The organism is Plantactinospora sp. WMMB782 (genome assembly GCF_049179135.1).
Classification (GTDB): domain Bacteria; phylum Actinomycetota; class Actinomycetes; order Mycobacteriales; family Micromonosporaceae; genus Plantactinospora.
In genome coordinates, this window is the sequence record NZ_JBMHMC010000007.1 from 2,635,619 (window position 1) to 2,657,224 (window position 21,606).

At 71.9% G+C, this 21,606-nt stretch carries 20 protein-coding genes and 1 tRNA gene; 12 read left to right on the forward strand and 9 right to left on the reverse strand.

All coding sequences use genetic code 11. From position 1 onward, the window contains the following. Window positions 1-58 precede the first annotated feature (58 nt). A complete protein-coding gene (locus ACN28A_RS14075) occupies window positions 59-1,552 on the reverse strand; it encodes a hypothetical protein (protein ID WP_421395609.1) in 1,494 nt (497 codons plus the stop codon). Window positions 1,553-1,739: 187 nt separating this feature from the next. On the opposite strand from ACN28A_RS14075, the gene ACN28A_RS14080 reads away from it, so the two are divergent. Both ACN28A_RS14080 and ACN28A_RS14085 read left to right on the forward strand, forming a co-directional pair. After that, window positions 1,740-2,417, forward strand: a complete 678-nt coding sequence (locus ACN28A_RS14080) for a PASTA domain-containing protein (protein WP_421395611.1) — start codon at window positions 1,740-1,742, stop codon at window positions 2,415-2,417. Window positions 2,418-2,604: 187 nt separating this feature from the next. Beyond that, a complete protein-coding gene (locus ACN28A_RS14085; RefSeq protein WP_421395612.1) occupies window positions 2,605-3,390 on the forward strand; it encodes a PASTA domain-containing protein in 786 nt (261 codons plus the stop codon). 22 nt (window positions 3,391-3,412) lie between these two features. Here the strand turns inward: ACN28A_RS14085 and ACN28A_RS14090 are convergent, their stop codons facing one another. Both ACN28A_RS14090 and ACN28A_RS14095 read right to left on the reverse strand, forming a co-directional pair. After that, entirely contained in the window at window positions 3,413-4,096 is a 684-nt protein-coding gene (locus ACN28A_RS14090) for a hypothetical protein (protein WP_421395614.1), read from the reverse strand. A 355-nt stretch (window positions 4,097-4,451) separates the two neighbouring features. After that, entirely contained in the window at window positions 4,452-4,754 is a 303-nt protein-coding gene (locus ACN28A_RS14095; protein WP_421395615.1) for a hypothetical protein, read from the reverse strand. A 587-nt stretch (window positions 4,755-5,341) separates the two neighbouring features. Here ACN28A_RS14095 and ACN28A_RS14100 point away from each other — a divergent pair. The 3 genes from ACN28A_RS14100 (at window position 5,342) to ACN28A_RS14110 (ending at window position 7,088) form a co-directional block, all read left to right on the forward strand. Beyond that, on the forward strand, window positions 5,342-6,223 hold the full coding sequence (locus ACN28A_RS14100) for a helix-turn-helix domain-containing protein (RefSeq protein ID WP_421395616.1): 882 nt from the start codon (window positions 5,342-5,344) through the stop codon (window positions 6,221-6,223). Next, window positions 6,193-6,414: a DUF397 domain-containing protein gene (locus ACN28A_RS14105; RefSeq protein WP_278065204.1), complete on the forward strand. Its 222-nt coding sequence runs from the start codon at window positions 6,193-6,195 to the stop codon at window positions 6,412-6,414. The genes ACN28A_RS14100 and ACN28A_RS14105 overlap by 31 nt, the downstream gene beginning before the upstream one ends. Before the next feature lie 233 nt (window positions 6,415-6,647). Continuing rightward, window positions 6,648-7,088: a hypothetical protein gene (locus ACN28A_RS14110; RefSeq protein WP_421395618.1), complete on the forward strand. Its 441-nt coding sequence runs from the start codon at window positions 6,648-6,650 to the stop codon at window positions 7,086-7,088. On the opposite strand, the gene ACN28A_RS14115 is transcribed toward ACN28A_RS14110, so the two are convergent. Continuing rightward, window positions 7,056-7,655, reverse strand: coding sequence for a hypothetical protein (locus tag ACN28A_RS14115; RefSeq protein WP_421395619.1), 600 nt, complete (start codon window positions 7,653-7,655; stop codon window positions 7,056-7,058). The two genes, ACN28A_RS14110 and ACN28A_RS14115, sit on opposite strands and share 33 nt — an antisense overlap. 249 nt (window positions 7,656-7,904) lie before the next feature. Between ACN28A_RS14115 and ACN28A_RS14120 the strand changes: the two genes are divergently transcribed. Then, window positions 7,905-9,773: a S8 family peptidase gene (locus tag ACN28A_RS14120; RefSeq protein WP_421395620.1), complete on the forward strand. Its 1,869-nt coding sequence runs from the start codon at window positions 7,905-7,907 to the stop codon at window positions 9,771-9,773. A 64-nt stretch (window positions 9,774-9,837) separates the two neighbouring features. Here the strand turns inward: ACN28A_RS14120 and ACN28A_RS14125 are convergent, their stop codons facing one another. The 5 genes from ACN28A_RS14125 to ACN28A_RS14145 all read right to left on the reverse strand — a co-directional run bounded on the left by ACN28A_RS14125 (window position 9,838) and on the right by ACN28A_RS14145 (window position 14,187). Further along, window positions 9,838-10,617 carry a 3-ketoacyl-ACP reductase gene (locus ACN28A_RS14125; RefSeq protein WP_421395621.1) on the reverse strand — a complete coding sequence of 260 codons (780 nt, stop codon included), beginning with the start codon at window positions 10,615-10,617 and terminating at the stop codon, window positions 9,838-9,840. Beyond that, the gene (locus ACN28A_RS14130; protein WP_421395622.1) at window positions 10,614-12,023 is read right to left on the reverse strand and encodes a hypothetical protein; all 1,410 of its coding nucleotides are present in this window, start codon (window positions 12,021-12,023) and stop codon (window positions 10,614-10,616) included. Before ACN28A_RS14130 ends, ACN28A_RS14125 begins: the two co-directional genes overlap by 4 nt. Window positions 12,024-12,102: 79 nt before the next feature. After that, complete coding sequence (locus ACN28A_RS14135) at window positions 12,103-12,909, reverse strand: WecB/TagA/CpsF family glycosyltransferase (protein WP_421395624.1); 807 nt, start codon at window positions 12,907-12,909, stop codon at window positions 12,103-12,105. Beyond that, window positions 12,906-13,991, reverse strand: a complete 1,086-nt coding sequence (locus tag ACN28A_RS14140; RefSeq protein WP_421395626.1) for an NAD-dependent epimerase/dehydratase family protein — start codon at window positions 13,989-13,991, stop codon at window positions 12,906-12,908. Before ACN28A_RS14140 ends, ACN28A_RS14135 begins: the two co-directional genes overlap by 4 nt. Window positions 13,992-14,104: 113 nt before the next feature. Further along, window positions 14,105-14,187: transfer RNA gene (locus ACN28A_RS14145), tRNA-Leu, on the reverse strand. A 277-nt stretch (window positions 14,188-14,464) separates the two neighbouring features. Between ACN28A_RS14145 and ACN28A_RS14150 the strand changes: the two genes are divergently transcribed. The 6 genes from ACN28A_RS14150 (at window position 14,465) to ACN28A_RS14175 (ending at window position 21,588) form a co-directional block, all read left to right on the forward strand. Then, window positions 14,465-15,253 (forward strand): FhaA domain-containing protein, encoded by a 789-nt coding sequence (locus tag ACN28A_RS14150; RefSeq protein ID WP_278065212.1) that lies wholly within the window; start codon window positions 14,465-14,467, stop codon window positions 15,251-15,253. Window positions 15,254-15,258: 5 nt separating this feature from the next. Then, window positions 15,259-15,741, forward strand: a complete 483-nt coding sequence (locus tag ACN28A_RS14155; protein WP_278065213.1) for an FHA domain-containing protein FhaB/FipA — start codon at window positions 15,259-15,261, stop codon at window positions 15,739-15,741. Continuing rightward, on the forward strand, window positions 15,738-17,165 hold the full coding sequence (locus tag ACN28A_RS14160; protein WP_421395627.1) for a PP2C family protein-serine/threonine phosphatase: 1,428 nt from the start codon (window positions 15,738-15,740) through the stop codon (window positions 17,163-17,165). The genes ACN28A_RS14155 and ACN28A_RS14160 overlap by 4 nt, the downstream gene beginning before the upstream one ends. 145 nt (window positions 17,166-17,310) lie before the next feature. Then, the gene (locus tag ACN28A_RS14165) at window positions 17,311-18,702 is read left to right on the forward strand and encodes an FtsW/RodA/SpoVE family cell cycle protein (RefSeq protein ID WP_421404372.1); all 1,392 of its coding nucleotides are present in this window, start codon (window positions 17,311-17,313) and stop codon (window positions 18,700-18,702) included. Then, entirely contained in the window at window positions 18,699-20,204 is a 1,506-nt protein-coding gene (locus ACN28A_RS14170) for a peptidoglycan D,D-transpeptidase FtsI family protein (RefSeq protein WP_421395628.1), read from the forward strand. Before ACN28A_RS14165 ends, ACN28A_RS14170 begins: the two co-directional genes overlap by 4 nt. 1 nt (window position 20,205) lies before the next feature. Then, window positions 20,206-21,588, forward strand: coding sequence for a serine/threonine-protein kinase (locus ACN28A_RS14175; protein ID WP_421395630.1), 1,383 nt, complete (start codon window positions 20,206-20,208; stop codon window positions 21,586-21,588). Window positions 21,589-21,606 lie beyond the last annotated feature (18 nt).

Here is a 21,606-nt window from a genome sequence, read left to right on the forward strand (position 1 = left end):
GGATCGGGTGGGGCCGGCTCGCTGGGCCGGATCGGGTGGGCCGGCCGAGCGGGAGCGTTCAGCGGGAACGGCGGCCGAACCTGCCGAGCCTGCCCTTCGTGCCACCCTCGTCGGCCGGCCCGGTCGTCTCCGCCGACCCGGCCGAGTCCGGTGCCCCGGCGGTGACGCCCGAGGTCGACTGCTCGGCGTCACCGGTCTCCGGCACCTTGCCTGCGCTGGTCTCCGATCTGCGGCTGCTGCTCTCCGGCCGGAGGCTGTTGCTGGCACCCGGTCTGCCGCTGGTGTCAGACGGCTCGGAGGTGGGCGGGATGGGCCCGCTGTTCGCCCCGGCGTCCTGCTCGTCGGCAGCGTCGGCGGTGGCGTCGGTGGTGGTGGCGGTGGCGCGGCGTCGGTGGCGGGAGGTCCGGGCCTCGTCGGTGCCACGCCGGTCCGGTCCGGTCGGCTGACCGGGCAGCCGGGCGGATCGCGCCGCCACGCCGGCCGGCTCGGTCGAGTCGGTGTCGGGGTCGACGTCCGGCGGCGTCTCCGGGCGAGCGCCGGGCGGCCTTGAGCCGGCCCCGGGCGCGGAGTCGGTGCCGAGGGCGGAATCGGTCCCGGGCGCGGAGCCGGACCCGGAACCCGGGGCGGCGTCCGCCCGCACGGCCATCGTCTCCGCCCGCTGGGCGAACGCCGCCACCAGCGCCGACCCGGCGAGTCCGGCCACCACCGCGTACGGCGCCATCAGGTGCGCCGACACCTGCTCGGGGCGGATGCCCACCAGCCGCGGCGCGGCGACGAAGTAGGCGACCGCCACCAGCAGCGGCCCGGCGATGCCGGAGACGACGGCACCGACCCGGGTCGCCGGACTACGGGCCGCCGAGCGGGCGGCGAGCGCGCCGATCAGCAGCGCCGAACCGAGCGACAGGGCGGCACCGGGCCAGTAGAAGTACTCGCGGAACCAGAAACGTTCGCCGTCCGAGGTCAACTGCCAGACGCCGAGCTGTGCCGCGGCCAGCCCGCGCCCGGAGAGTACGCCGTCGACGACCGAGATCAGTGCCAGTGCCCAGAGCCAGCAGACCGTACCGAGGACGTTGCCGGCGACCGCCGGTGACGAGATCGCCCAGATCGCCGCGACCAGCCCGAGCAGTACGCCGAGCACCGCATAACCGGCGGCCACGGTCTGCGGAGCGGACGTGTCGGCCCGGACCGCCTCCCGGGCGGGTACGGCGACAAGCACCACGGTGACCAGCGCGCCGGCCGCGGCGGCAACGGCGAGCACGGCCCGCCACAGCAGCCCGCCCAGGGCCGGCTGTCGACTGCCCGCCGGTGCGGTGGAGCGTCGCGCCCCGCCGCCGAGCCGGTAGGCGCAGACCGCACCGGCGATGGTCGAGGTGGCGGCTATCCAGGTGGCCCAGGTGAGACTGGCGACCCAGGCCGCCTCGCTCGACCCGCCGGCCGGCGGCAGCCAGGCGATGATGCCGAGCCCGTAGCCGAAGCCCAGTTGAGCGGCGCCGGTGCCGGCGGCAACGCCGACCGCCGTCGCGACGGATCCTCCCCAGCCTCGTGCGGCCATGCGGGGCAGCGTAGCGTCCATCCGACGTGCACGGCGAGCCGTGAACCGGCGGCAGCCGGCCCGACACGTACCGTGTTCGGTTGCGCTCCGGTGGCCGGTCCGCCGATGCTGTCGGGCAACACTTCCAGGGGTCGGACGGGACAACGGCGTGAAGTTTCGTACGCCGGACGGCGAGGCAGGGTCGCACATGACGGATGAGGCTGTGGCGGGACACCCGCACCCCGACGGCGGTGGCTCGAGCCGTACGGGTCTGTTCGCGGGCGCGGCCGTCGGACTGGTCCTCTGCGCCGTCGTCGGCGCACTCGGCGGCTACCTGCTGGCCGGTGACGGAGGCGACCCGGACGACCGGTACGACGCCGGCGGGCCGACTCCGACGGCCGAGGCGACGAGCAAGCCACCCCGGAGTACGCCGAGCCGTACGCCCAGCCGCCGGCCGAGCAGCACCCCGCCGCCGACCGGCCAGATGCCTCTGCCGAACGTGGTCGGGAAGGACTTCGAGTCGGCCCGGGAGGAGTTGCGGCGGCTCGGTCTCGGCGTGCAGTTCGTCTTCGGTCGGGCGGGGGACGACCGCACCGTCGTCAGTACCAACCCGAAGGCCGGTACGGCGGTGAAGCGGGGCATCACGGTGCGGGTCACAGTGGTCGGCGCGGCGCCGGAGGTGGTGGTGCCCGCGCTTGTCGGCGAGTCCTGCAATCTGTCCGCGCGCCGGCTGGTCGAGGACGGGCTCTATCCGAGCTACCCGACCGGGGAGCGGGGCGCGGTGCGCAACCAGGACCCGACCGGCGGGACGGTGGCCCGCTGGAACGACCGGGTCCGGCTGTACTGTTCCGACGCCCCGGCACCGGACGGCACCCCGACGCCGTAGTCCGGGGGTCGGCGGCGCCGGCCGGGGAGGTCCGCCCCGGCCGGGGCGTCGGAGCAGCGGACAGCCGGTTCGTGCACCCGGGGGTCCGGCGCGGACACGCCCGGTCGCGACGTTGGTGGTCGACACGTCCGGGCGGATAGGTTTGACGGGGTTCGCCCGGTCAGTTCCGATGGCGAGAGGACGTGCCATGTCCGACGACCCACGACAGCCCTCGGACGACGATCGAGGAGTGGACGGAGACCGGGGCGTCTCCGACATACCCGGGAATCAGCCGCCCCCGGCCGCCGGGCCGACCGCCGCCGGGCCGACCGCCGGGCCGGACGACGCCACCAGCCGGATCGGCGAGACCCGCCGGCAACCCGGTACGCCGGAGGCCACCGCGCCGATCCCGCCCCGCGAGCCGGCCTGGTCCGGCCGGGCCGGAGTGCCGCCCCGGGGCGTCCAGCCGCCCCGCCAGCCGCAGCCGGAGTGGGGCTACGACCCGGATCCGGACGACCGGCGCTGGTGGATGCCGATCCTGATCGGGACGGTGGCGGTGATCCTGCTCGGTGTCCTGGCGGCCGCCGGATGGTGGATCGTCGACTCGGCCCGGCGCGACGGCCCCGCCGCCCCGTCCCCGACGGCGACCAGCCCGGCACCGACGCCGACCACCGTCCCGCCGACCACCCCGCCGCCCAGCACCCCGGCGCCGACCCCGAGCGCCACGGCCGGAACCCCGGTCCTGGTGCCCCCGCTCGTCGGACTGTCCCAGCAGGAGGCGGTGGCCGAGTTGGAGCAACTGGGCCTGGTGGCCCGGATCCGGCCGCAGACCTCGGGCCGGTTGCCGGGGACCGTGCTGGACACGGATCCGTCGACGGGCACGGAGCTCGAGCGGGGTGCCGAGGTCGTCCTGGTGGTCGCCGTGCCGCCGACCGGTGCACCGACCACCGAACCCGGTCCGGTCGGCCCGACCCAGCCCACTCCGGGCGGCTGACCGCCGGCGCATCCCCGACCGATCACCAGTAGCGGCGTCGGGTGCCGACCATCACCAGCCCGACGGCCGAGATGACCAGGCCGAGCAGGCCGGAGTACGCGAGTGACCGCCGGTAGCCGGGTGGCGGCCCGTCGGTGTGCGGCGCCGGCCCGGCCCGCCGTTCCCCGGTTCCGGCCGGTTCCGGCGCCGGGCCGGCCGGCGTCGGATAGCCGCCCCGGCTGTCGTCGCCGGGCCGGGAGGCGGGGCCGGAGGTGCCGGCTGTGCCCGCCCGGCTGCCCCGGGCAGGCAACCGGTGCCAGGACCGGCCGCGCCACTCCGGCCAGCCCCGTTCCGCGTCGGTGTCGGGTGCGGCGGCCGCCGCACCGGGTGCGGCGGGCATTGCCGGGCCGGGTGTGGAGGACGCCGTCGCATCGGGTGTGGAGAGCGCCGCCGCGCCGTGGCCGGCGGAGTTGGCGGGGTCGCCGTGGCCGGCGGAGTTGGCGGGGTCACGGTGGCCGGCGGAGTGGGCCGGCTCGGGGTCGGGGTCGGCAGGTGCCGGCTCGGCCGGCGGCGCCGGATTGGCAGCCGGATGCCGTACCGAGGGTGGGCGGCCGGTGCCGGTGCCGGTGGCGCAGCCGGGCAGGCCGACGGTGATCAGGATCAGCAGCACGCTGACCCGCATGTTCCGACACGTGGTCCGGTGTCGGTCGGAGGTCTCGACGGCCATCGGCGGCTCCCAGGATCGGGGCCCTCGACGACGCGCGGGTGGCAAAGCGGTGGGGTGGGACACGCCCAGTCTATTGCGGTGGCCGGGCGCGGTGCCCGGGCTTCCGGCGATTGCGGTGCGTCCGGGCTTCCGGCCAATGCGGCGCCGGGTGGCAGACCCTCCGTCGCATGCGGCGCCGAGTACCCGACCCTCGGTCGCATGCGCCGAGTACCCGACCCTCGGTCGCATGCGCCGAGTACCCGGGCTTCCGTCTGATGCGGTGCCGGGCGGGCGTCCGACCCGCCGTCGGATGCGGTGTCCGGTGCCGCCGGACCGGGGTGGCGGTCAGCCGACCCGGACCCGTGCGGCGAGCGGGTCAGCCGACCCGGACCCGTGCGGCGAGCGGGCTGGAGTTGGTCCGGAGCGGACGCCGGGGCTGCGGATAGTTGTGCCGTCCGGAGTTGGACTGGAGCTGGCGCAGCCCGTTGACCTGCACGAATATCGACCGCCGTTCGACCGCGTCACCGCTCGGGTTGAGTTCGTACCCGTCGAGCCAGACCCAGCCGTGATAGGTCTGCCAGTCGTGCACCCGGATCACCCGGAAGTAGATCGGCGCGGCGAACTGGACGCTTGCCGCGCGGGTCACGTGGAGCACATCACCGGAGCGGGGAAGGGGCACATCAGCTCCTGTCCGACTGGCGCCGGGGGGCCGGCGGAAGTGGCGGGCGGGGGTCTGGTGGTGGTCCGGGGCGCGGTCCTCGGATGGCCGTCCGCGTCGACCGGCCCGGTGTGGGACGTCGGCCGGGGCGATGTGTCGTTGCCATCACATCGCCCCGGGCCGACGCCTGTCGACTCCGGGACGCGCCAGCCGCCGTAGCGGCTCTGGCATACAGCGGCGGGGGCTCTTACCCCGGAGCGGGGCTTCTCGCCGTACCGCCGGCACGACCGTCCCCGCGGTCAGGCGAGAATGGGGGAGCATTGCGTCGCCTGACCAGATGGGAACGCTGCGTAGCCCGAGCCATACGGACAGGGTGCATCAAGAACATGATCAATGCAAGTTGCAGTTTGCCCTTTGCTCCGGGATGGCGATAGTGGATGTTACGGCGCTTGTCGCGTCTTGCGTCCAACCGGCACACTGGACCAGGTTTCGGCCACCTGTGGCCGACATGGTCATCGCGCCATCCGCCACGAATGGACCCCCGCCGATCGGCGGTCGAACCCTGCGGCGGCAATCCGACTCCTAATTGATCGCCCGGAGGTGACCCGGTGACCGAGCGCCGGAGCCCGACCATCCGCCGCCGCCGGCTCGGCGCCGAACTGCGCCAGCGCAGGGAGAAGGCCGGCGTCACGATAGAGGCCGTCGCCGAGTTGCTGGAGTGTTCCGCGTCCAAGGTGTCCCGGATCGAGACCGGGCACACCACGGCCACCGTCCGGGACGTCCGCGACATGCTCGGCATCTACGGCGTGACCGGTGCCGAGTGCGACGAGCTGATCCAGATCACCCGGGAGGCCCGGCAGAAGGGCTGGTGGCATCCGTACAGCCCGGTGCTCGCCGGGGCGTACGTCGGGCTGGAGGCGGCCGCCGCCTCGATCCGGGCGTACGAGCAGCAGACCGTGCCCGGGCTCCTGCAGACCGAGGAGTACGCCCAGGCGATGATCCGGTCCGCCCGGCCGGACTGGGTCGCCGAGGAAGTCGACCAGCGGGTCCGTGTCCGGTTGGGTCGTCAGTCGTTACTTGACCCGGACGATCCGATCGATCTGTGGGTGGTGCTCGATGAGGCGGTGATCAGCCGGCCGGTGGGCGGCGACGCGGTCATGCGGGCCCAGTTGGAGCGGCTGGTGGAAGCCGCTGACCTACCGAACGTCACGCTCCAGGTTCTGCCGTTCGAGGCCGGTGCGCACGCCGGCATGGACGGCACTTTCACCATCCTGGGCTTCCCGGAACCGGGCGATCCGGATGTGGTGTACGCCGAAAACGCCACAGGGGGTCTCTTTCTGGAGAAGCGGGATGAACTACAGAAATACATATTCATCTTCGATCACATCCGCGCGGCAGCCCTACGCCCGGAGGAGTCCGTCGCGCTGATTTCGAAGCTGGCAGAGGAGCCATTGTGGAAGTGGAGACAAAGGGGTACCGCGTCGACCTGAGCGGGGCAGCCTGGCACAAGAGTTCGCGTAGCGGACCGAATTGTGACAACTGCGTCGAGGTGGCCTTCGCGGGCGGCGCGATCGCGGTACGCGACTCCAAGAACCCGACCGGGCCGGCCCTGATCTTCACCCCCGACGAGTGGGACGCCTTCGTCGGCGGCGCCAAGGACGGCGAATTCGACCTGACCTGAGAAGTCGACCTGACCTGAGAAGTCGACCTGGCCTGACGGTCAGCGGAACCTGCGAGCAACCCGGCGCGGTCGGCCGGTCGGCATCCGAGCCGACCGGACGGCCGCGTCGGCCGCGTCCACGGCCGGTGCCGCACCCGTCGCCGGTGACCGGCCGGCTCGTTGTACCAGACGGCGGAGTCGGCATGACCGGCCGCTTCAGGGGGTTCGCACACCGAGCGAGGCAGGCGAGACGGATGACGATCGGGTCGGAGAATCTGGGCAACGGTTCCGCCAAGCCGGAACAGTTCGGTGGCAAGTACCGGGGTGCCCGCCGGGACACCGGCACCGGTGTGGCGGAGACGCCGATCGGTGCCGAGCTGGGGTCGACCGAGGCGGTCCCGCTGGAGCGGGGTCCCGAACTCGCCGCCGGCCTGGCCCAGGCCAGCCCGCCGGAGCGTACGCCGACGCTGCCGTCGCTGGACATCAACCTGACCGAGCCGGTCTTCCCGCCGGCGGGCTGGTCGGACGTGACCCCGGCCGAGCCGCTCGTCGACCATCCGCTGCTGCGCGGGCTGCTGCTGGAACTGCCGCCGAAGGGCAGCGTACCCGACCCGGAGTGGCTGGACCGCTGGTTCGAGGCGGCCCGGGCGATTCTCGAACTGCTATACGTGCAGGACGCCAGCCGTTCGCGCTGAGCGGGACCGTACGGTGACCGCCCGCTCGACCAGCCGGCTGTGCCGCAGCGCGTGCCGTACCCCGATGGTGCCGACCGCCAGCACGGCTGCGGTGAGCACCATCCCGATCATGGCTGGGCTGGTCAGCGGCACCAGGCCGGTGGCGGTGACCAGCGCCGGCAGCATCACCAGGCCGGTCACCTGCACCGGCAGGGCGGTCATCGGATGGGCGGCGGCGGCGCGCAGCGCGGGCGGGGCCGGGGTCTCCGGTGCCGTGCCGAAGGTGCCGGCACCGACCCGGAGCTGCCGCAGCCGGCGTACGGTCAGCACCGCCACCAGTGTCGCGGGCACCGCCGGCAGCGCGAGCCCGGCCGCGGTCCGGTCGGCGAGGGTCGGCGCCGTCTCGACCAGACCGGTCAGCAGCACCCCGGCCAGGCCGGCGAGGCCGGACCCGACAAGTGCGAGAAGCAGTCCGGTACGCCTGCGCAGCGCCCGCGCGGCCCGTAGCCGGGGCAGCCCTTCGACGACGAGACCGGCCGCCAGCCACACGGCGGAGATCGCGAGCAGGATGGCGAGGTCGGTGTCCATGCCAACAGCCTTGCCCGGAATTCGCTCCGGTGAATCCGGGCCTGCCCCCACCGATTCCCGGAAAAGTCACCCGTAGGGGGCGCGGGAACCGACGCCCGGCACAGAGACGACCATCTTTTCGCGGAGATAGCCACTCCAGGATCTACTGCCGGGCAACGGTTCTGACTAATCTCAGCTCGATCGGTCGTGCTGACCCGTCACTGACACGGGGGCGGGCAGTCGTGCGCCGATCGGAGGGGAGGATGGGAGATGAATCTCCCACGCAGGTCCGTTTTCGTCGGAGTGTCCACTCTGGCCATGATTGCCGCCGCGGCCCTACCGGCCGCCGCGGCACCACCGGAGGCACCCGTCCGGGGCGTCGACGCTCCGAACGCCGTCGCCGGCAGCTACATCGTGGTGTTCAGGGACACCGCGGTGGCCCGGACCAACGTCTCGACCACGGCCCGGGGCCTGACCGGCAGGCACGGCGGCACGGTTGGCCGCACCTACAGTTCCGCGCTGCGGGGCTTCGAGATCAGCGCGTCGGCACAGGCCGCGCGGCGGATCGCCGCCGACCCGAGCGTGGCGTACGTCGAGCAGAACAAGACGTACCGGATCACCGGCACCCAGCCGAACCCCCCGTCCTGGGGCCTGGACCGGGTCGACCAGCGGAGCCTGCCGCTGAACAGCTCCTACACCTACCCGAACACGGCGTCGGACGTGAACGCGTACGTGATCGACACCGGCATCCGGTTCAGTCACAACGACTTCGGTGGCCGGGCGGTCACCGGGTTCGACGCGATCGACGGCGGCGCCGCCGACGACTGCCACGGACACGGCACGCACGTCGCCGGCACGCTGGGCGGCGGGTCGTACGGGGTGGCCAAGGCGGCCCGGATCCACGGCGTACGCGTGCTGAACTGTGCCGGTGAGGGCACCACCGCCCAGGTGGTCGCCGGGATGGACTGGGTGACCGCGAACGCGGTGCGCCCGGCGGTGGCGAACATGAGCCTCGGCGGCTCGGCGGACAGCGCGATCGACACCGCCGTGAACAACTCCATAAACGCCGGCATCACCTACGTGGTGGCGGCCGGCAACGGCAATGCGCTCGGCGTGCGGCAGAACGCCTGCAACTACTCCCCGGCCCGGGTGTCGAACGCCATCACGGTCGGCGCCACCTCGAGCACCGACGCGGCGGCGAGCTTCTCCAACTTCGGCACCTGCGTCGACATCCTGGCACCGGGGGTGAGCATCACCTCCGCATGGTCGACGAGCAACACCGCGACAAACACGATCAGCGGCACCTCGATGGCGTCGCCGCACGTGGCCGGCGCGGCGGCGATGGTGCTCTCCGCGAACCCGACCTGGTCGCCCCAGCAGGTCCGGGACTACCTGGTGACCAACTCCACGCCGAACGCGGTGTCCAACGTCGGCACCGGCACCCCGAACCAGCTGCTCTACGTGGTGAACGACGCCCCGGCGAACGACTTCTCGGTCTCGGTCTCCCCGGGCGCCGGGTCGACGACGCCGGGCGGCTCGGTGTCGGCGACTGTCTCCACCGCCACCACGGCCGGCTCGGCGCAGTCGGTGACGCTCTCGGCGAGCGGCCTGCCGAGTGGCGCCACCGCCACGTTCAGCCCGGCGACGGTCACCTCGGGCGGCTCGTCCACGCTGACCATCGCCACCAGCGGCAGCACCCCGCCGGGGACGTACCCGCTGACCATCACCGGCACCGGGGCGTCGGCGACCCGGACCGCCCCGTTCGTCCTGACGGTGACCGGCACCAGCACCGGCTGCACGGCGAGCAACACGACCGACGTGGCCATCCCGGACACCAACGTCAACGTGACGAGCGGGATCACCCTCTCCGGCTGCAACCGGAACGCCTCCAACACCTCCACGGTGGCGGTGGACATCGTGCACACCTACCGGGGTGACCTGGTCGTCGACCTGATCGCTCCGGACGGCAGCGGCTACCGGCTGAAGAACAGCAGCATCTTCGACGGTGCCGACAACGTCAACGCGACCTACACCGTCAACCTCTCCTCGGAGCCGGGCAACGGCCTCTGGCGGTTGCAGGTGCGGGACGTCTACTCCGGCGACACCGGCTACATCAACGCCTGGACCCTCACCCTCTAGGTTTCCGTGCAGGGAAGGGCCCCTTCTTCTCGCTTTCTGTATGAGAAGGGGCCTTCCCTGCACCTCAGAGGGTGCGTAGGTGGAAGCCGCCGTCCACGTCGATGACCTGGCCGGTGCTGAACGGGAGCAGGTCGGTGGCGACCGCCACGACGGCGCGGCCCACGTCCTCCGGCTGCCCCCAGCGCCGGATCGGGGTGAGGCCCTGGTTGTGGATGAGGTCGTCGTAGCGGGCCTTCACCGGGCCGGTCATGTCGGTCTCGACCACTCCGGGCCGGATCTCGTAGACGTTGATCCCGTGCTCGGCCAGCCGGGCGGCGTAGAGCTGGGCGGTCATCGCCAGGCCGGCCTTGCTGACGCAGTAGTCGCCCCGGTTGACGCTTGCGGTGTAGGCACTTATCGACGAGATGATCACGATCTTGGGCCGCTCGACCCGGCCGGCGGCCTGCTGCGCGATCATCGTGTTCGCGACGAGCTGGATCAGGAAGTACGGCCCCTTGAGGTTGATCCCGACCAGCCGGTCGAAGGACTCCTCATCGGCCTCCAGCAGGTCCGCCCGGACGCTCGGCGCCACCCCGGCATTGCTGACCAGCAGGTCGATCCGGCCGAAGGCCGCGGTGGTCTCCTCGACAAGTCGACGCCGGTCGTCGGCCCGGGAGACGTCGGCGCGGACCAGCAGGGCCCGACCGCCCCGGGCCTCGACCTCCTTGCCGACCTGTGCCGCCGCGTCGGCGTTGCTGGCGTAGTTGACCACCACGTCGTGGCCGGCAGCGGCCAGCGCCAGCACCACGCCGCGACCGATGCCGCGCGAGCCGCCGGTGACCACCGCCACCGGTCGGCCGGTCACGCCGTCACCTCGGCGGGTACCTCGTCGCGCAGCGGGCCGAAGAAGGTGTAGTACGGCTCGTCCCGGGCGATCCGCTGGAGATAGAGCGCCAGCTCCCGGGCGTGGTAGTCGCCCCACATGCTCGACTCGCCGTTCGGCACCCGCTGCCCGGCCGGTACGTGGTCCCAGCCGTTCGGCCGGTGGTAGACCGAGTGCAGCAGCAGGCCCTGGTGCCGGGGGTCGGTGCTCAGGTACGGCTCGTCGAAGAGGGTGCCGGCGACGGTCAGCCCGGCCTGCCAGTATCTCCGGCCCTGCTCGGTCCGGCCGGCCCGGTCGAGCAGACGGCCCAGCCGGAGCAGCCCCTGCGCCCCGATCGCCGCCGCCGAGGAGTCCACCGGTTCGTGCGCGTTGTACGGGTCGGCCGGCCGGTCCAGGTGGTCGCCGAGGTGGACCAGGCCGGGTGCCCCGGTGTCCCAGTACGGCACGCCGTCGGTGGGGGTGTGCGCCAGGTAGAAGTCGCAGGTGGCGGTGGCGGCGCGCAGCATCGTCTTCTCGACGGCGGCCCGGCCGCCGTACGGGGCGAGTTCCTCGTCCGCCAGGCTGGCGAGGAATTCGAGCTGTTCCGGGAAGCCGAGCATCGCCCAGGCGAGGCCGCGGGTCCAGGTGCTGAACGGCGAGTACCCCTGCTGGGTGCTCGGGCAGCGGTAACTGCCGTCGTTCACGTTGAAGATCGACTCGTGTGCGGTCCGGCCGGCGACGTCGTAGCTGTCCCGGCCCTCGCCGTAGTAGACGTTCCACCGCGCGGTGTTGCCGGCGTGCTCGACCAGCCGGCCCAGCAGCGAGATCCGCTCGTCCCGCTCGCCCATCAGCACGTGCCCGAGCAGGTGCGACACGGCCAGCGCCCGGCAGGACCGGATGGTGTCGACGAAGAGCGACTGCGGCCCGTTGAACGAGTAGACGTAACCGGTGCCGTCGGCGGTGTTCCGCCAGCGGGCGGCCTGCACCGCGCCGGTCAGCTTGAGCGCCAACTCGTAGAAGTCCCGCTCGGCCCGGTCGGCCGGGATCCGCCCCTCGTTCATCAGCCGCCACAGGTTCCCGTACGTGCTGACGTTGTTGAACCCGTGGTCGTGTACGCCGACGTGGCTGACGTGGCTGGCCATCACCGCGACGGTCCGCTCCCGCCCGGAGTCGAGGAACCGCCGCTCGCCGGTGGCGTCGAACTGGAGCAGTGCCGAGCCGTACTGGAAGCCCTGGGTCCATTCGGTCCAGCCGCGCGCCGTGTACCGCCCCTCGACGGTGAAGACCGGCGAGGCGGCCCCGGGCGGGCAGGTCTGCTCGATTGAGTCGATCTTCTGAGCCGATGCCTCCCAGAGCCGGTCGATCTTCGGTAGCAGCGCGGACGGGGTCAGCCCCTGGTCGATCCTCATCGGCACAGCATAGGAAAGCGCTATCCAGAGCCGCCAGCGCCGGCCGGGCCGGGACTTCTCGCCAGCCGACCGAGGCGGTTCAGACCGCGAAGCTGGTCGGGCGGTCGCTGGCCGGAGCCGGCGGGTCGGGCCGCCAGATACCGAGCCGCTGCGCGGTCAGCCGGGCCACGTAGGCCGGGTTGAGCACCATGTAGCGGTGGAAGAGCCGCTTCGGCTCCTGGCTGAACCGCCACAGCCACTCCAGGCCGACCCGCTGCATCCAGGACGGAGGCTTGCGGAGCAGGCCGGCGTGGTAGTCGAAGGCGGCCCCGACCGCCATCAGCGGCATGTCGAGCAGCGGTCGCATCGCGTACGCGAAGACCTCCTGCCGGGGGCAGCCGAGCCCGACCAGCACCAGCCGGGCCCCGGAGGCGCGGATCCGGTCGGCGATCTCGGCGTCCTCGCCCGGCCGGACCGGACGGAACTTCGACGCCTCCATCCCGGCGACCTTCAGGGCCGGGAACATCCGCTCCAGCTCGGGGATCAGTCGGGCGAGGGTCTCCTCGGTGGAGCCGTAGAGGTAGACCGGCATCCCCTCGTCGGCGAACCTGGCCAGCACGCCCAGCGTCAGGTCGGGGCCGTAGACCCGCTCGGCCAGGGCGGCGCGGTGCAACAGGTTGAGTGCCCAGCGGACCGGCTGGCCGTCCGGGGTCACCAGGTCGAAGGCGTTCAGCCGGGAGTTGTGCGCCCGGTCCAGCACCCCGGTCATCACCCCGTGCACGGCCAGCGCGGTAAGCGCCATCGGCCGGCGCTCCCGCCCGGCGGCCACCACCTGCTCGGTCGCGGACTCGTAGTCGACCGCGTCGACGAGTACGCCGAGGACGTTGCGCTTACCCCGCGAGATCACGGCGTCTCCCCGCCCTGCGGCACCCACTTGTCGACGTTCGCGGCGTAGATCTCCTGGAGGATCATCGGCACATCGTAGATCTGCTTCCAGTGTGGGTAGTCACGCTGGAAGGCGGCGTTGGAGCCGATCCACCACTGGTGGTCACCGACCCGGTTCGCCTCGTGGTACTCGGTGATCATCTCCTGGCCGCTGATCTGCTCGGCCAGCGCGAACGCCTCCAGGTGCGAGCAGTTCGAGTGTCGCCCGCCGCCGAGGTTGTAGACCGCGGCCGAGCGCGGCTCCCGGAAGAACGCCTCGAAGGCGGCGACCACGTCGTGACTGTGGATCGCGTCCCGGACCATCTTCCCCTTGTACCCGAAGATCTTGTACGTCCGGCGCTCCATGTTGCAGCGCATCAGGTACGCCAGGAAGCCGTGCAGCTCGGTGGCGGAGTGCGCCGGGCCGGTGAGCGTGCCGCCCCGGAAGCAGGCGGTCTTCATGCCGAAGTAGCGGCCGTACTCCTGCACCATCACGTCGGCGGCGACCTTGGAGGCGCCGAAGACCGAGTGCATCGAGCCGTCGATCGACATGTCCTCCTTGATGCCGTCGTAGTACGGGTGGTCGGGGGCCAGCTCCCAGCGGCTGGCCTGCTCGACCAGGGGGAGGCTGTTCGGCCGGTCGCCGTAGACCTTGTTGGTGGAGCAGTGGATGACCGGCGCCTCGATGCAGTGCTCGCGGACGTTCTGCAACACGTTGAGCGTGCCGCCGGCGTTGACGTCGAAGTCGGTGAACGGGTCGCGCAGGGCCCAGTCGTGCGAGGGCTGCGCGGCGGTGTGGATCACCACACCGACGTCCCGGCCGTACCGCCGGAAGATCCCGGCCAGCGCGTCCCGGTCGCGGATGTCCACGTCGTGGTGCGTGTACGCGTCGCCCAGGTCACTCGTCAGCCGCAGCACGTTCCACGCCGTGGAGGCCTCCGGGCCGAAGAACCGCCGGCGCATGTCGTTGTCGATCCCGACCACGTCCAGGCCGAGCCCGGCGAAGTGCCGGACCGCCTCGGATCCGATCAGGCCGCCGGATCCGGTCACCAACGCGACTGTCACACGTCACTCCTGGGTCGCCCTCGGGGTCGGAAACCACCGGAGCATAGCGCGGTGGCGCTTTCGCCCCGATATGAACGAGGGGCTCCGTGTCACCACGGAGCCCCTCGTAGCGGTGGGGAAGGGGGGAGTTGAACCCCCACGCCCTTTCGGGCACACGGACCTGAACCGTGCGCGTCTGCCATTCCGCCACTTCCCCTTGCGAGGCGTGACCCGCATCGCCCCGGAACCACTCCAGGAGAGGTCCGGAACCACCCGGTCTCGCCGCCGAGTGCGCCACAGGACAATAACAATCATGTCCGGAGCCCGCTCTTCGGCATGTGCCGGGACATACTACGCTGTCCCTACTGCCGCCGCGGGCGTTACCGCTCGCGGCGGATGGAAGAGTAGCACGACTAACCCCGGCCCCTGAGGAGAGGCCGGGTGCAGGCGGCCGAGCGGCGTGCGAGCCGCACGTGCGGCGGCCGGATACCATCATGTCCTCGGAACCCGAGGAGGAGCCGGTGAGCGTGCTGCAACGCTTTGAGAAGCGTCTGGAGGGCCTGGTCGAGGGGGCCTTCGCAAAGGTGTTCAAAGGGGTCGTGCACCCCGTCGAGATCCTCAACGCGATGCAGCGGGAGGCAGAGGCGCACAAGGCGATCCTCGCCGGTGGGCGCACCCTGGTACCCAACCGCTACGTGATCGATCTCTCACCGTACGACCACAGTCGGCTGGCGCCGTACGCCGCCGCGCTGGCCCAGGAGCTGGCCCAGTCGCAGGCGGAGTTCATCGGCGAGCAGGCGTGGACCGTCTACGGCGACGTCATCGTCGAGATCGAGCGCGGGGACGGCCTCGACACGGGGATGTTCCGGGTCACCGCCGAGGTCTACACCGGCGGGGACGTGGCGCCGGTGCACCAGTCGCCGTACGACCAGGGCGGCGGCTACCCGCCGTACGACCAGGGCGGCGGGTACGGTCCGCCACCCGGGCACGGCGCCGGTGGCCGCAACATCCGGCTGGTCTCCGGTGACGGCCGCACCTACCCGTTGCAGATGGGCTCGACCGTGATCGGCCGGGGCGACCAGGCGAACCTGCGACTGCCGGACGTCGGCATCTCCCGCCGGCACGCCCGGCTCGACTTCGACGGCGGCCAGGTGGTGCTCACCGACCTCGGCTCGACCAACGGCACCATGGTCAACGGCCAGCGGGTCTCCGCCGTGGCGCTGAACCCGGGCGACATGATCCAGCTCGGCACCACCACCCTGACCTTCCGCGTGGACGGCTAACCACCTTGCCCCCATTCGTCATCACCGTCGCCCGGATCGGCTTCATCGTCCTGCTGTGGATCTTCGTCTTCACGGTGGTCGGAGTGATCCGTCGGGACCTCTTCGCCGGTGCGAGGTCGAGCCGGCTCGTCGCCGCGCCGCGCGGGGTGGGGGCCGCGCTGGGACAGAACAAACCGGCGAAGGTCAAGCGGGGCAGGGCGGCACACCAGTTGGTGGTCACCGGGGGCCAGCTCGCCGGCACGCGGATAACGCTCGGCGAGGCACAGATCACCATCGGTCGGGCGGAGGACTCCACGCTGGTGATCACCGACGACTACGCCTCGGCCCGGCACGCCCGGCTCGTGCCGCGCAACGGCCAGTGGTTCGTCGAAGATCTCGGCTCGACTAACGGGACCTACCTCGATCGCGCTAAGGTCACCGGACCTACCCCCGTCCCCCTCGGCGTGCCGATCCGAATCGGCCGCACTTCTCTCGAATTACGGCCATGACTCTGACCCTGCGTTACGCGGCGCACAGCGACCGCGGGCTGATCCGAGACGGCAACCAGGATTCCGTCTATGCCGGGCCACGGCTACTCGCCGTGGCCGACGGCATGGGCGGGATGGCCGCCGGTGACGTCGCCAGCAACATCGTCATCGGTGCCATGGCCCCGCTCGACGAGGACGTCCCCGGTGACGCCCTGGTCGACGCGCTGCGTTCGGCCGTGGACACCGCCAACCAACAGTTGCGCGACACGGTGGACGCCAACCCGCACCTGGAGGGGATGGGCACCACCCTCACCGCGCTGCTCTTCTCCGGCAGCAAGACCGGGATGGTGCACATCGGCGACTCTCGCGCCTACCTGCTCCGGGACGGCGAGTTCGCCCAGATCACCAAGGACGACACCTACGTCCAAATGCTCGTCGACGAGGGCCGGATCAGCCTGGAGGAGGCGAGCAGCCACCCGCAGCGGTCGCTGCTCACCCGGGCACTGGACGGCCGCGACATCGACCCCGAATACTCCGTACGCCAGGTGCGCACCGGCGACCGCTACCTGATCTGCAGCGACGGACTCTCCGGCGTGGTGAGCGCGGAGACCATCGCGGAGACCATGCGCAACCTCAAGGACCCGCAGGCGTGCGTCGAGCGGCTGGTGCAGCTCGCCCTGCGGGGCGGCGGTCCGGACAACATCACCGTGATCATCGCGGACGCGAGCGACCAGGACATCCTGGAGGCGGCCCCGATCGTCGGCGGTGCGGCCGCCCGGGACCGCGGGATGGCGACCTCGGCCGACGACTCGACCCCGGCCGCCCGCGCCTCGGCGCTCTCGCCGCCCCGTCCGGCCAGCCCCGAGCCGGCCGAGTCCGAACCGGCCGTCGACGACGACGAGTCGATGCGGCCCCGCCGGCACCCGCTGCGCACCGCCGTACTCGTGGTGGCGCTGCTCGGGGTGGTCGGTGCCGGACTCTGGTTCGGCTGGGACTACAGCCAGCGGCAGTACTACGTCGGCGCCACCGACGACGGCCAGCTCGCGGTCTTCCAGGGCATCCCGGGCCGGATCGCCGGGCTCGAACTCTCGAACGTGCACGCGACCAGCCCCACCAAGCTGGAAGACCTGACCGCCGCCGCCCAGGAACAGGTCAAGCAGGGCATCCAGGCCGACGACGAGCCGGACGCGGAGCGCCGGCTCGCCGAGCTGACGAACGAGGACCCGGGCAACCCCAACCTCAAGCCGCTCTGCCAGCCGAGCCCCGCCCCCGGTGCCACCCCGACGCCGACGCCGACCCTCAGCGCGGTGACCCCGACCGCACCCACTCCGACCCCCGGCCAGACCGTGCGGGCCTCCGCCACCCCGGCGGACACGCCCGACGCGCCACCGTCCGACCCGATCCCGCCGGTCAGCGACCCCGCGGGCTGCCGGTCGATCGAGTGAGCGTCAGCTCCGACGATCCGAGGGAAATCACGTGACCGCCCCGCCTGGATCGGCATCGACGCCCGCGCCGACGGGCGAGCTGCCGCGTGTCCGAGTCGCCGCCCGGTCCAGGCGGAACGCCGAGCTGGCACTGCTGCTGCTCGCCATGGTGGTGGTGGCGGCATACGCGGCGACCGCCGAGGCGAACCTGCTCGACACGGTGACCTTCGACTTCTGGGTGCCGATCGCCTCGATCACCGCCGTCTTCCTGGCGCTGCACGTCGTGGTCCGCTTCCTGGTGCCGTACGCCGATCCGGTGCTGGTGCCGGCGGTCGCCCTGGTGAACGGTCTCGGCGTGGCCTTCCTGCGCCGACTGGACCTGAGCAGGGCAAACCCGGACGAGCGGGCCGACCTGACCATGTTCTCCGGCACCGGCGGCCGGCAGCTCGCCTGGACTCTGCTCTCGGTCGCGCTCGCCGCCGGCCTGCTGGTGTTGATCCGCGACCACCGGGCGATCTCCCGGTACGCCTACACGCTGGTGCTGGCCGGCATCGTACTGGTGATCACCCCGGCACTGCTCCCGGCCAGGTACTCGCAGGTCAACCCGCAGTCCGACGCGAAGCTCTGGATCAGTTTCGGCGGCTTCACCATCCAGCCCGGCGAGTTCGCCAAGCTGGCCCTGCTGGTCTTCTTCGCCTACTACCTGGTCCGTAAGCGCGAGGTGCTCTCGCTGGCCAGCCGGCGCTTCCTCGGCGTCGACTTCCCGCGCGGCCGGGACCTCGGCCCGGTCATCGTGGTCTGGCTGATCAGTCTCGCGGTGCTGGTCTTCCAGAAGGACCTCGGCACCTCGCTGCTCTACTTCGGCATGTTCGTGGTCACCCTCTACATCGCCACCGAGCGGGTCAGCTGGCTGATCATCGGTCTGCTGCTCTTCTTCGGCGGCGCCGTGCTCGCCTGGTATCTCGGCAGCACCGTCGGCGGCCCCTTCGCCAGCTTCTACACCCGGGTCGACATCTGGCTCGACCCGTACGGCGACCCGTACGGCACCGGCTGGCAGACCCTGCAAGGACTGTTGGGGCTGGGCACCGGCGGGCTCTTCGGGACCGGTCCGGGTGCCGGACAGCCGACGGAGATCCCCGAGGTGCACACCGACTTCGTCTTCGCCGGGCTGGGTGAGGAGATCGGCCTCTTCGGGCTCTCCGCGCTGCTGGTGATCTACCTGCTGATCATCGAGCGGGGGCTGCGTGCCGCGCTGGCCGTCCGCGACTCGTTCGGCAAGCTGCTCGCCGGGGGCCTCTCCTTCACGATCTGCCTCCAGCTCTTCGTGATCATCGGCGGCGTCAGCGGCCTGATCCCGCTGACCGGACAGACCACCCCGTTCCTCTCCGCCGGTGGGTCGTCGCTGATGGCGAACTGGCTGCTGATCGCGGCCCTGCTGCGGATCTCCGACGCGGCGCGCCGGCCGGTCGACTCGGCCTCCCCGGCCCGGCCCGCCGGAGTACCCGCCGGTCCGCCGGCACAGTTGCACGGCGCCACGACGGAGGTGATCAGGCCGTGAACGCACCGCTTCGCAAGGTCGGCGTCGTCGTGATGGTCCTGTTCGGCCTGCTCTTCGTCAACCTCAACTACGTGCAGGCGTACAAGGCCGACGAGTACCGCAACAGCGACTACAACGGCCGGGTCCAGGTCGCCGAGTACGAGCGCAAGCGCGGGATCATCGAGGCCGGCGGTACGCCCCTGGCCACCAGCAAGGAGACCGGCGGCAAGCTCAACTTCCTCCGGACCTACCCCAAGGGCGAGGTGTACGCGCACGTCCTCGGCTACAAGCCGGTCAACCTGGCCGACACCGGCATCGAGAAGAGCGAGAACGACTTCCTCGCCGGCACCAGCGACCAGCTCTTCGGCGACCGGGTCCGGGACCTCTTCACCGGCAACCAGACGGCCGGCGGCAACATCCTGCTCACCCTCTCGCCCCGGGCGCAGGAGACCGCCTTCCGCGAGCTGGCCGACAACCGCAAGAACGTGGCCAAGGGTGCGGCGGTGGCGATCGACCCCAGCACCGGGGCGATCCAGGCGCTCGTCTCGATGCCGAGCTTCGACCCCAACCCGCTGGCCGACCACGACACCGAGAAGGCCGAGGCGGCGTACAACCGGCTGGACGCCGCCGAGAACGGCCCGCTGAAGAACCGGGCGCTCGCCGAGACCTTCCCGCCGGGCTCCACCTTCAAGGTGATCACCGCGGCCGCCGCCCTGGAGAACGGGTACGACCCCGGCACCCGGATCCCGGCCGGCCCGAGCTATCTGGCACCGACCGCCGGCGAGCCGATCCGCAACGCCGCGCCGAGCATCTGCCCCGAGGCCCAGGTGACGTTGACCCAGGCGCTCACCGAGTCCTGCAACACCGGGTTCGCGCAGCTCGGCGTCAAGCTCGGCGCCGAGACGCTCAAGGACGAGGCCCGGCAGTTCGGCTTCGAGGACGAGGAGCTCACCGTCGGCCGGCTGAACGGCCCGGGCCAGAAGGTGGCGGCCAGCCGCACCGGCGAGATGACCGCCCCGGGTGGCAACGACGACCCGCCGCAGGTGGCCCAGTCCTCGATCGGGCAGAACAACGTCCGGATGACCCCGTTGCAGGGCGCGCTGATCGCCGCCACCGTCGCCAACGACGGGCGGCAGATGCGGCCGTACCTGGTGCAGCAGCAGCTCGGCCCGGACCGCACCACCGACTACTACACCGCGGTCCCCAAGGAGCTGCGCGAGCCGGTCAGCGCCGACGTCGCCAAGCAGCTCCAGGACATGATGGTCAGCGTGGTGCAGAACGGTACCGGCACCAACGCCCGGATCAACGGCTACCGGGTCGGCGGCAAGACCGGCACCGCCGAGAACGGCGGGAGAAACGAGGACCACGGCTGGTTCATCGGGTTCGCGATCAACAGCGCCGGCAAGCCGATCTCGGCGGTCTGCGTCTTCCTGGAGAACGCCGGCTCGGGCGGCAGCGCCGAGGCGGCCCGGATCAGCCAGCAGATAATGCGGGCGGTCATCGCCGACCGGGGAGGCCGCTGAGATGCTGAAGCCCGGAGTGCTGCTCGGCAACCGGTACCGCCTCGACGAGCGGATCGCCGGCGGCGGCATGGGCGACGTCTGGCGGGGCACCGACGAGGTGCTCGGCCGGACGGTGGCGGTCAAGATCCTGCTCCCGGCGCTGCTCGACGAGCCGGGCTTCGCCGAACGGTTCCGGGGCGAGGCCCGGACGATGGCCACCATCAACCACCCCGGGGTGGTCGACGTCTACGACTACGGCAGCGACCAGCAGATCGCCTTCCTGGTGATGGAATACGTCGAGGGCGACGCGCTCTCCCGGACGCTGGGCCGGGTCGGCCGGCTCACCCCGGCCCGCACCATGGCGCTCGTCGCGCAGGCCGCCGACGCGTTGCAGGCCGCGCACGACAAGGGCATCGTGCACCGGGACGTGAAGCCGGGCAACCTGCTGGTCCGGCCGAACGGCACGCTCGTGCTCACCGACTTCGGCATCGCCCGCTCGGCCCTGGTCGGCCAGCTCACCGCCGCCGGTTCGGTGCTCGGCACGGCGTCGTACATCTCACCCGAGCAGGCGGCCGGCGAGGTCGCCACCGCCTGCTCGGACGTGTACGCGCTCGGCGTGGTCGCCTACCAGTGCCTCGCCGGCCGCCGGCCGTTCGAGGGCAACAGCGCGATCGAGATCGCCATGAAGCACGTCCGGGACACTCCCCGGCAGCTTCCCGGCGACATCCCGCCGGCGGTCCGGGCGATTGTCGAGCGGTCGATGGCAAAGGACCCGAAGGCGCGCTGGCAGACCGCCGCCGAGCTGGCCGCGGTGGCCCGGCAGGCCGCCGCCACCATCGGGATGGCCAACCAGCCCGGCCGGCCGATGGCCTCGCTGCCGGTGCCGCCGCAGCGTCCCGGACCGCCGCAGTCCCCCGCGATGCCGCCCCGGCCGACCTCGGTCCCGCCCGCCCCCGCCCCCCGGGTGCCGCCCGTCGCGGCCCGGGTGGCACCGCCTCCGGCGCCACACTCGCCGGCCGTACCGCCGGTGAACCGCCCGCCGGCCGGCACCGCGCCGGTCGGGCCCGCCGGCTACAACCGGGGTGCGGCGGCGGTGCCGCAGCCGGTCCGGCCCCAGCCGCAGGCCGCATACTCGTATCCGGGGCGTCCGGTCGGACCACCGCCGCCGTCGCCCGGGAACCGCTCGTTGCTGATCGCGCTCTTCATCGTGCTGGGCCTGTTGGTACTGATCTGCTCGGGCGTGATCGCCTTCAACTGGAAACAGAACCAGAACGAGAACAACAGCATGCCAGCGCCCCAGGCGGCGATTTCGGAACTGCGGCCGGAAGCCGGACGCGACGCACCGCCCGGTGCGCCGTACCGTCTGGTGGAGCGGACCGTGGACCCCGGCGGGGTGACCAGATGAGCGAAGGACGACAGACGA

Excerpts from the sequence above, each read along its gene's own strand:
- ACN28A_RS14160 (WP_421395627.1), top strand. The coding sequence starts at position 15,738 with ATGACTCTGACCCTGCGTTACGCGGCGCACAGCGACCGCGGGCTGATC.
- ACN28A_RS14085 (WP_421395612.1), top strand. The coding sequence starts at position 2,605 with ATGTCCGACGACCCACGACAGCCCTCGGACGACGATCGAGGAGTGGAC.
- ACN28A_RS14150 (WP_278065212.1), top strand. The coding sequence starts at position 14,465 with ATGTCCTCGGAACCCGAGGAGGAGCCGGTGAGCGTGCTGCAACGCTTT.
- ACN28A_RS14090 (WP_421395614.1), bottom strand. The coding sequence starts at position 4,096 with ATGGCCGTCGAGACCTCCGACCGACACCGGACCACGTGTCGGAACATG.
- ACN28A_RS14110 (WP_421395618.1), top strand. The coding sequence starts at position 6,648 with ATGACGATCGGGTCGGAGAATCTGGGCAACGGTTCCGCCAAGCCGGAA.
- ACN28A_RS14115 (WP_421395619.1), bottom strand. The coding sequence starts at position 7,655 with ATGGACACCGACCTCGCCATCCTGCTCGCGATCTCCGCCGTGTGGCTG.
- ACN28A_RS14080 (WP_421395611.1), top strand. The coding sequence starts at position 1,740 with ATGACGGATGAGGCTGTGGCGGGACACCCGCACCCCGACGGCGGTGGC.
- ACN28A_RS14120 (WP_421395620.1), top strand. The coding sequence starts at position 7,905 with ATGAATCTCCCACGCAGGTCCGTTTTCGTCGGAGTGTCCACTCTGGCC.
- ACN28A_RS14075 (WP_421395609.1), bottom strand. The coding sequence starts at position 1,552 with ATGGCCGCACGAGGCTGGGGAGGATCCGTCGCGACGGCGGTCGGCGTT.
- ACN28A_RS14130 (WP_421395622.1), bottom strand. The coding sequence starts at position 12,023 with ATGAGGATCGACCAGGGGCTGACCCCGTCCGCGCTGCTACCGAAGATC.
- ACN28A_RS14175 (WP_421395630.1), top strand. The coding sequence starts at position 20,206 with ATGCTGAAGCCCGGAGTGCTGCTCGGCAACCGGTACCGCCTCGACGAG.
- ACN28A_RS14165 (WP_421404372.1), top strand. The coding sequence starts at position 17,311 with ATGGTGGTGGTGGCGGCATACGCGGCGACCGCCGAGGCGAACCTGCTC.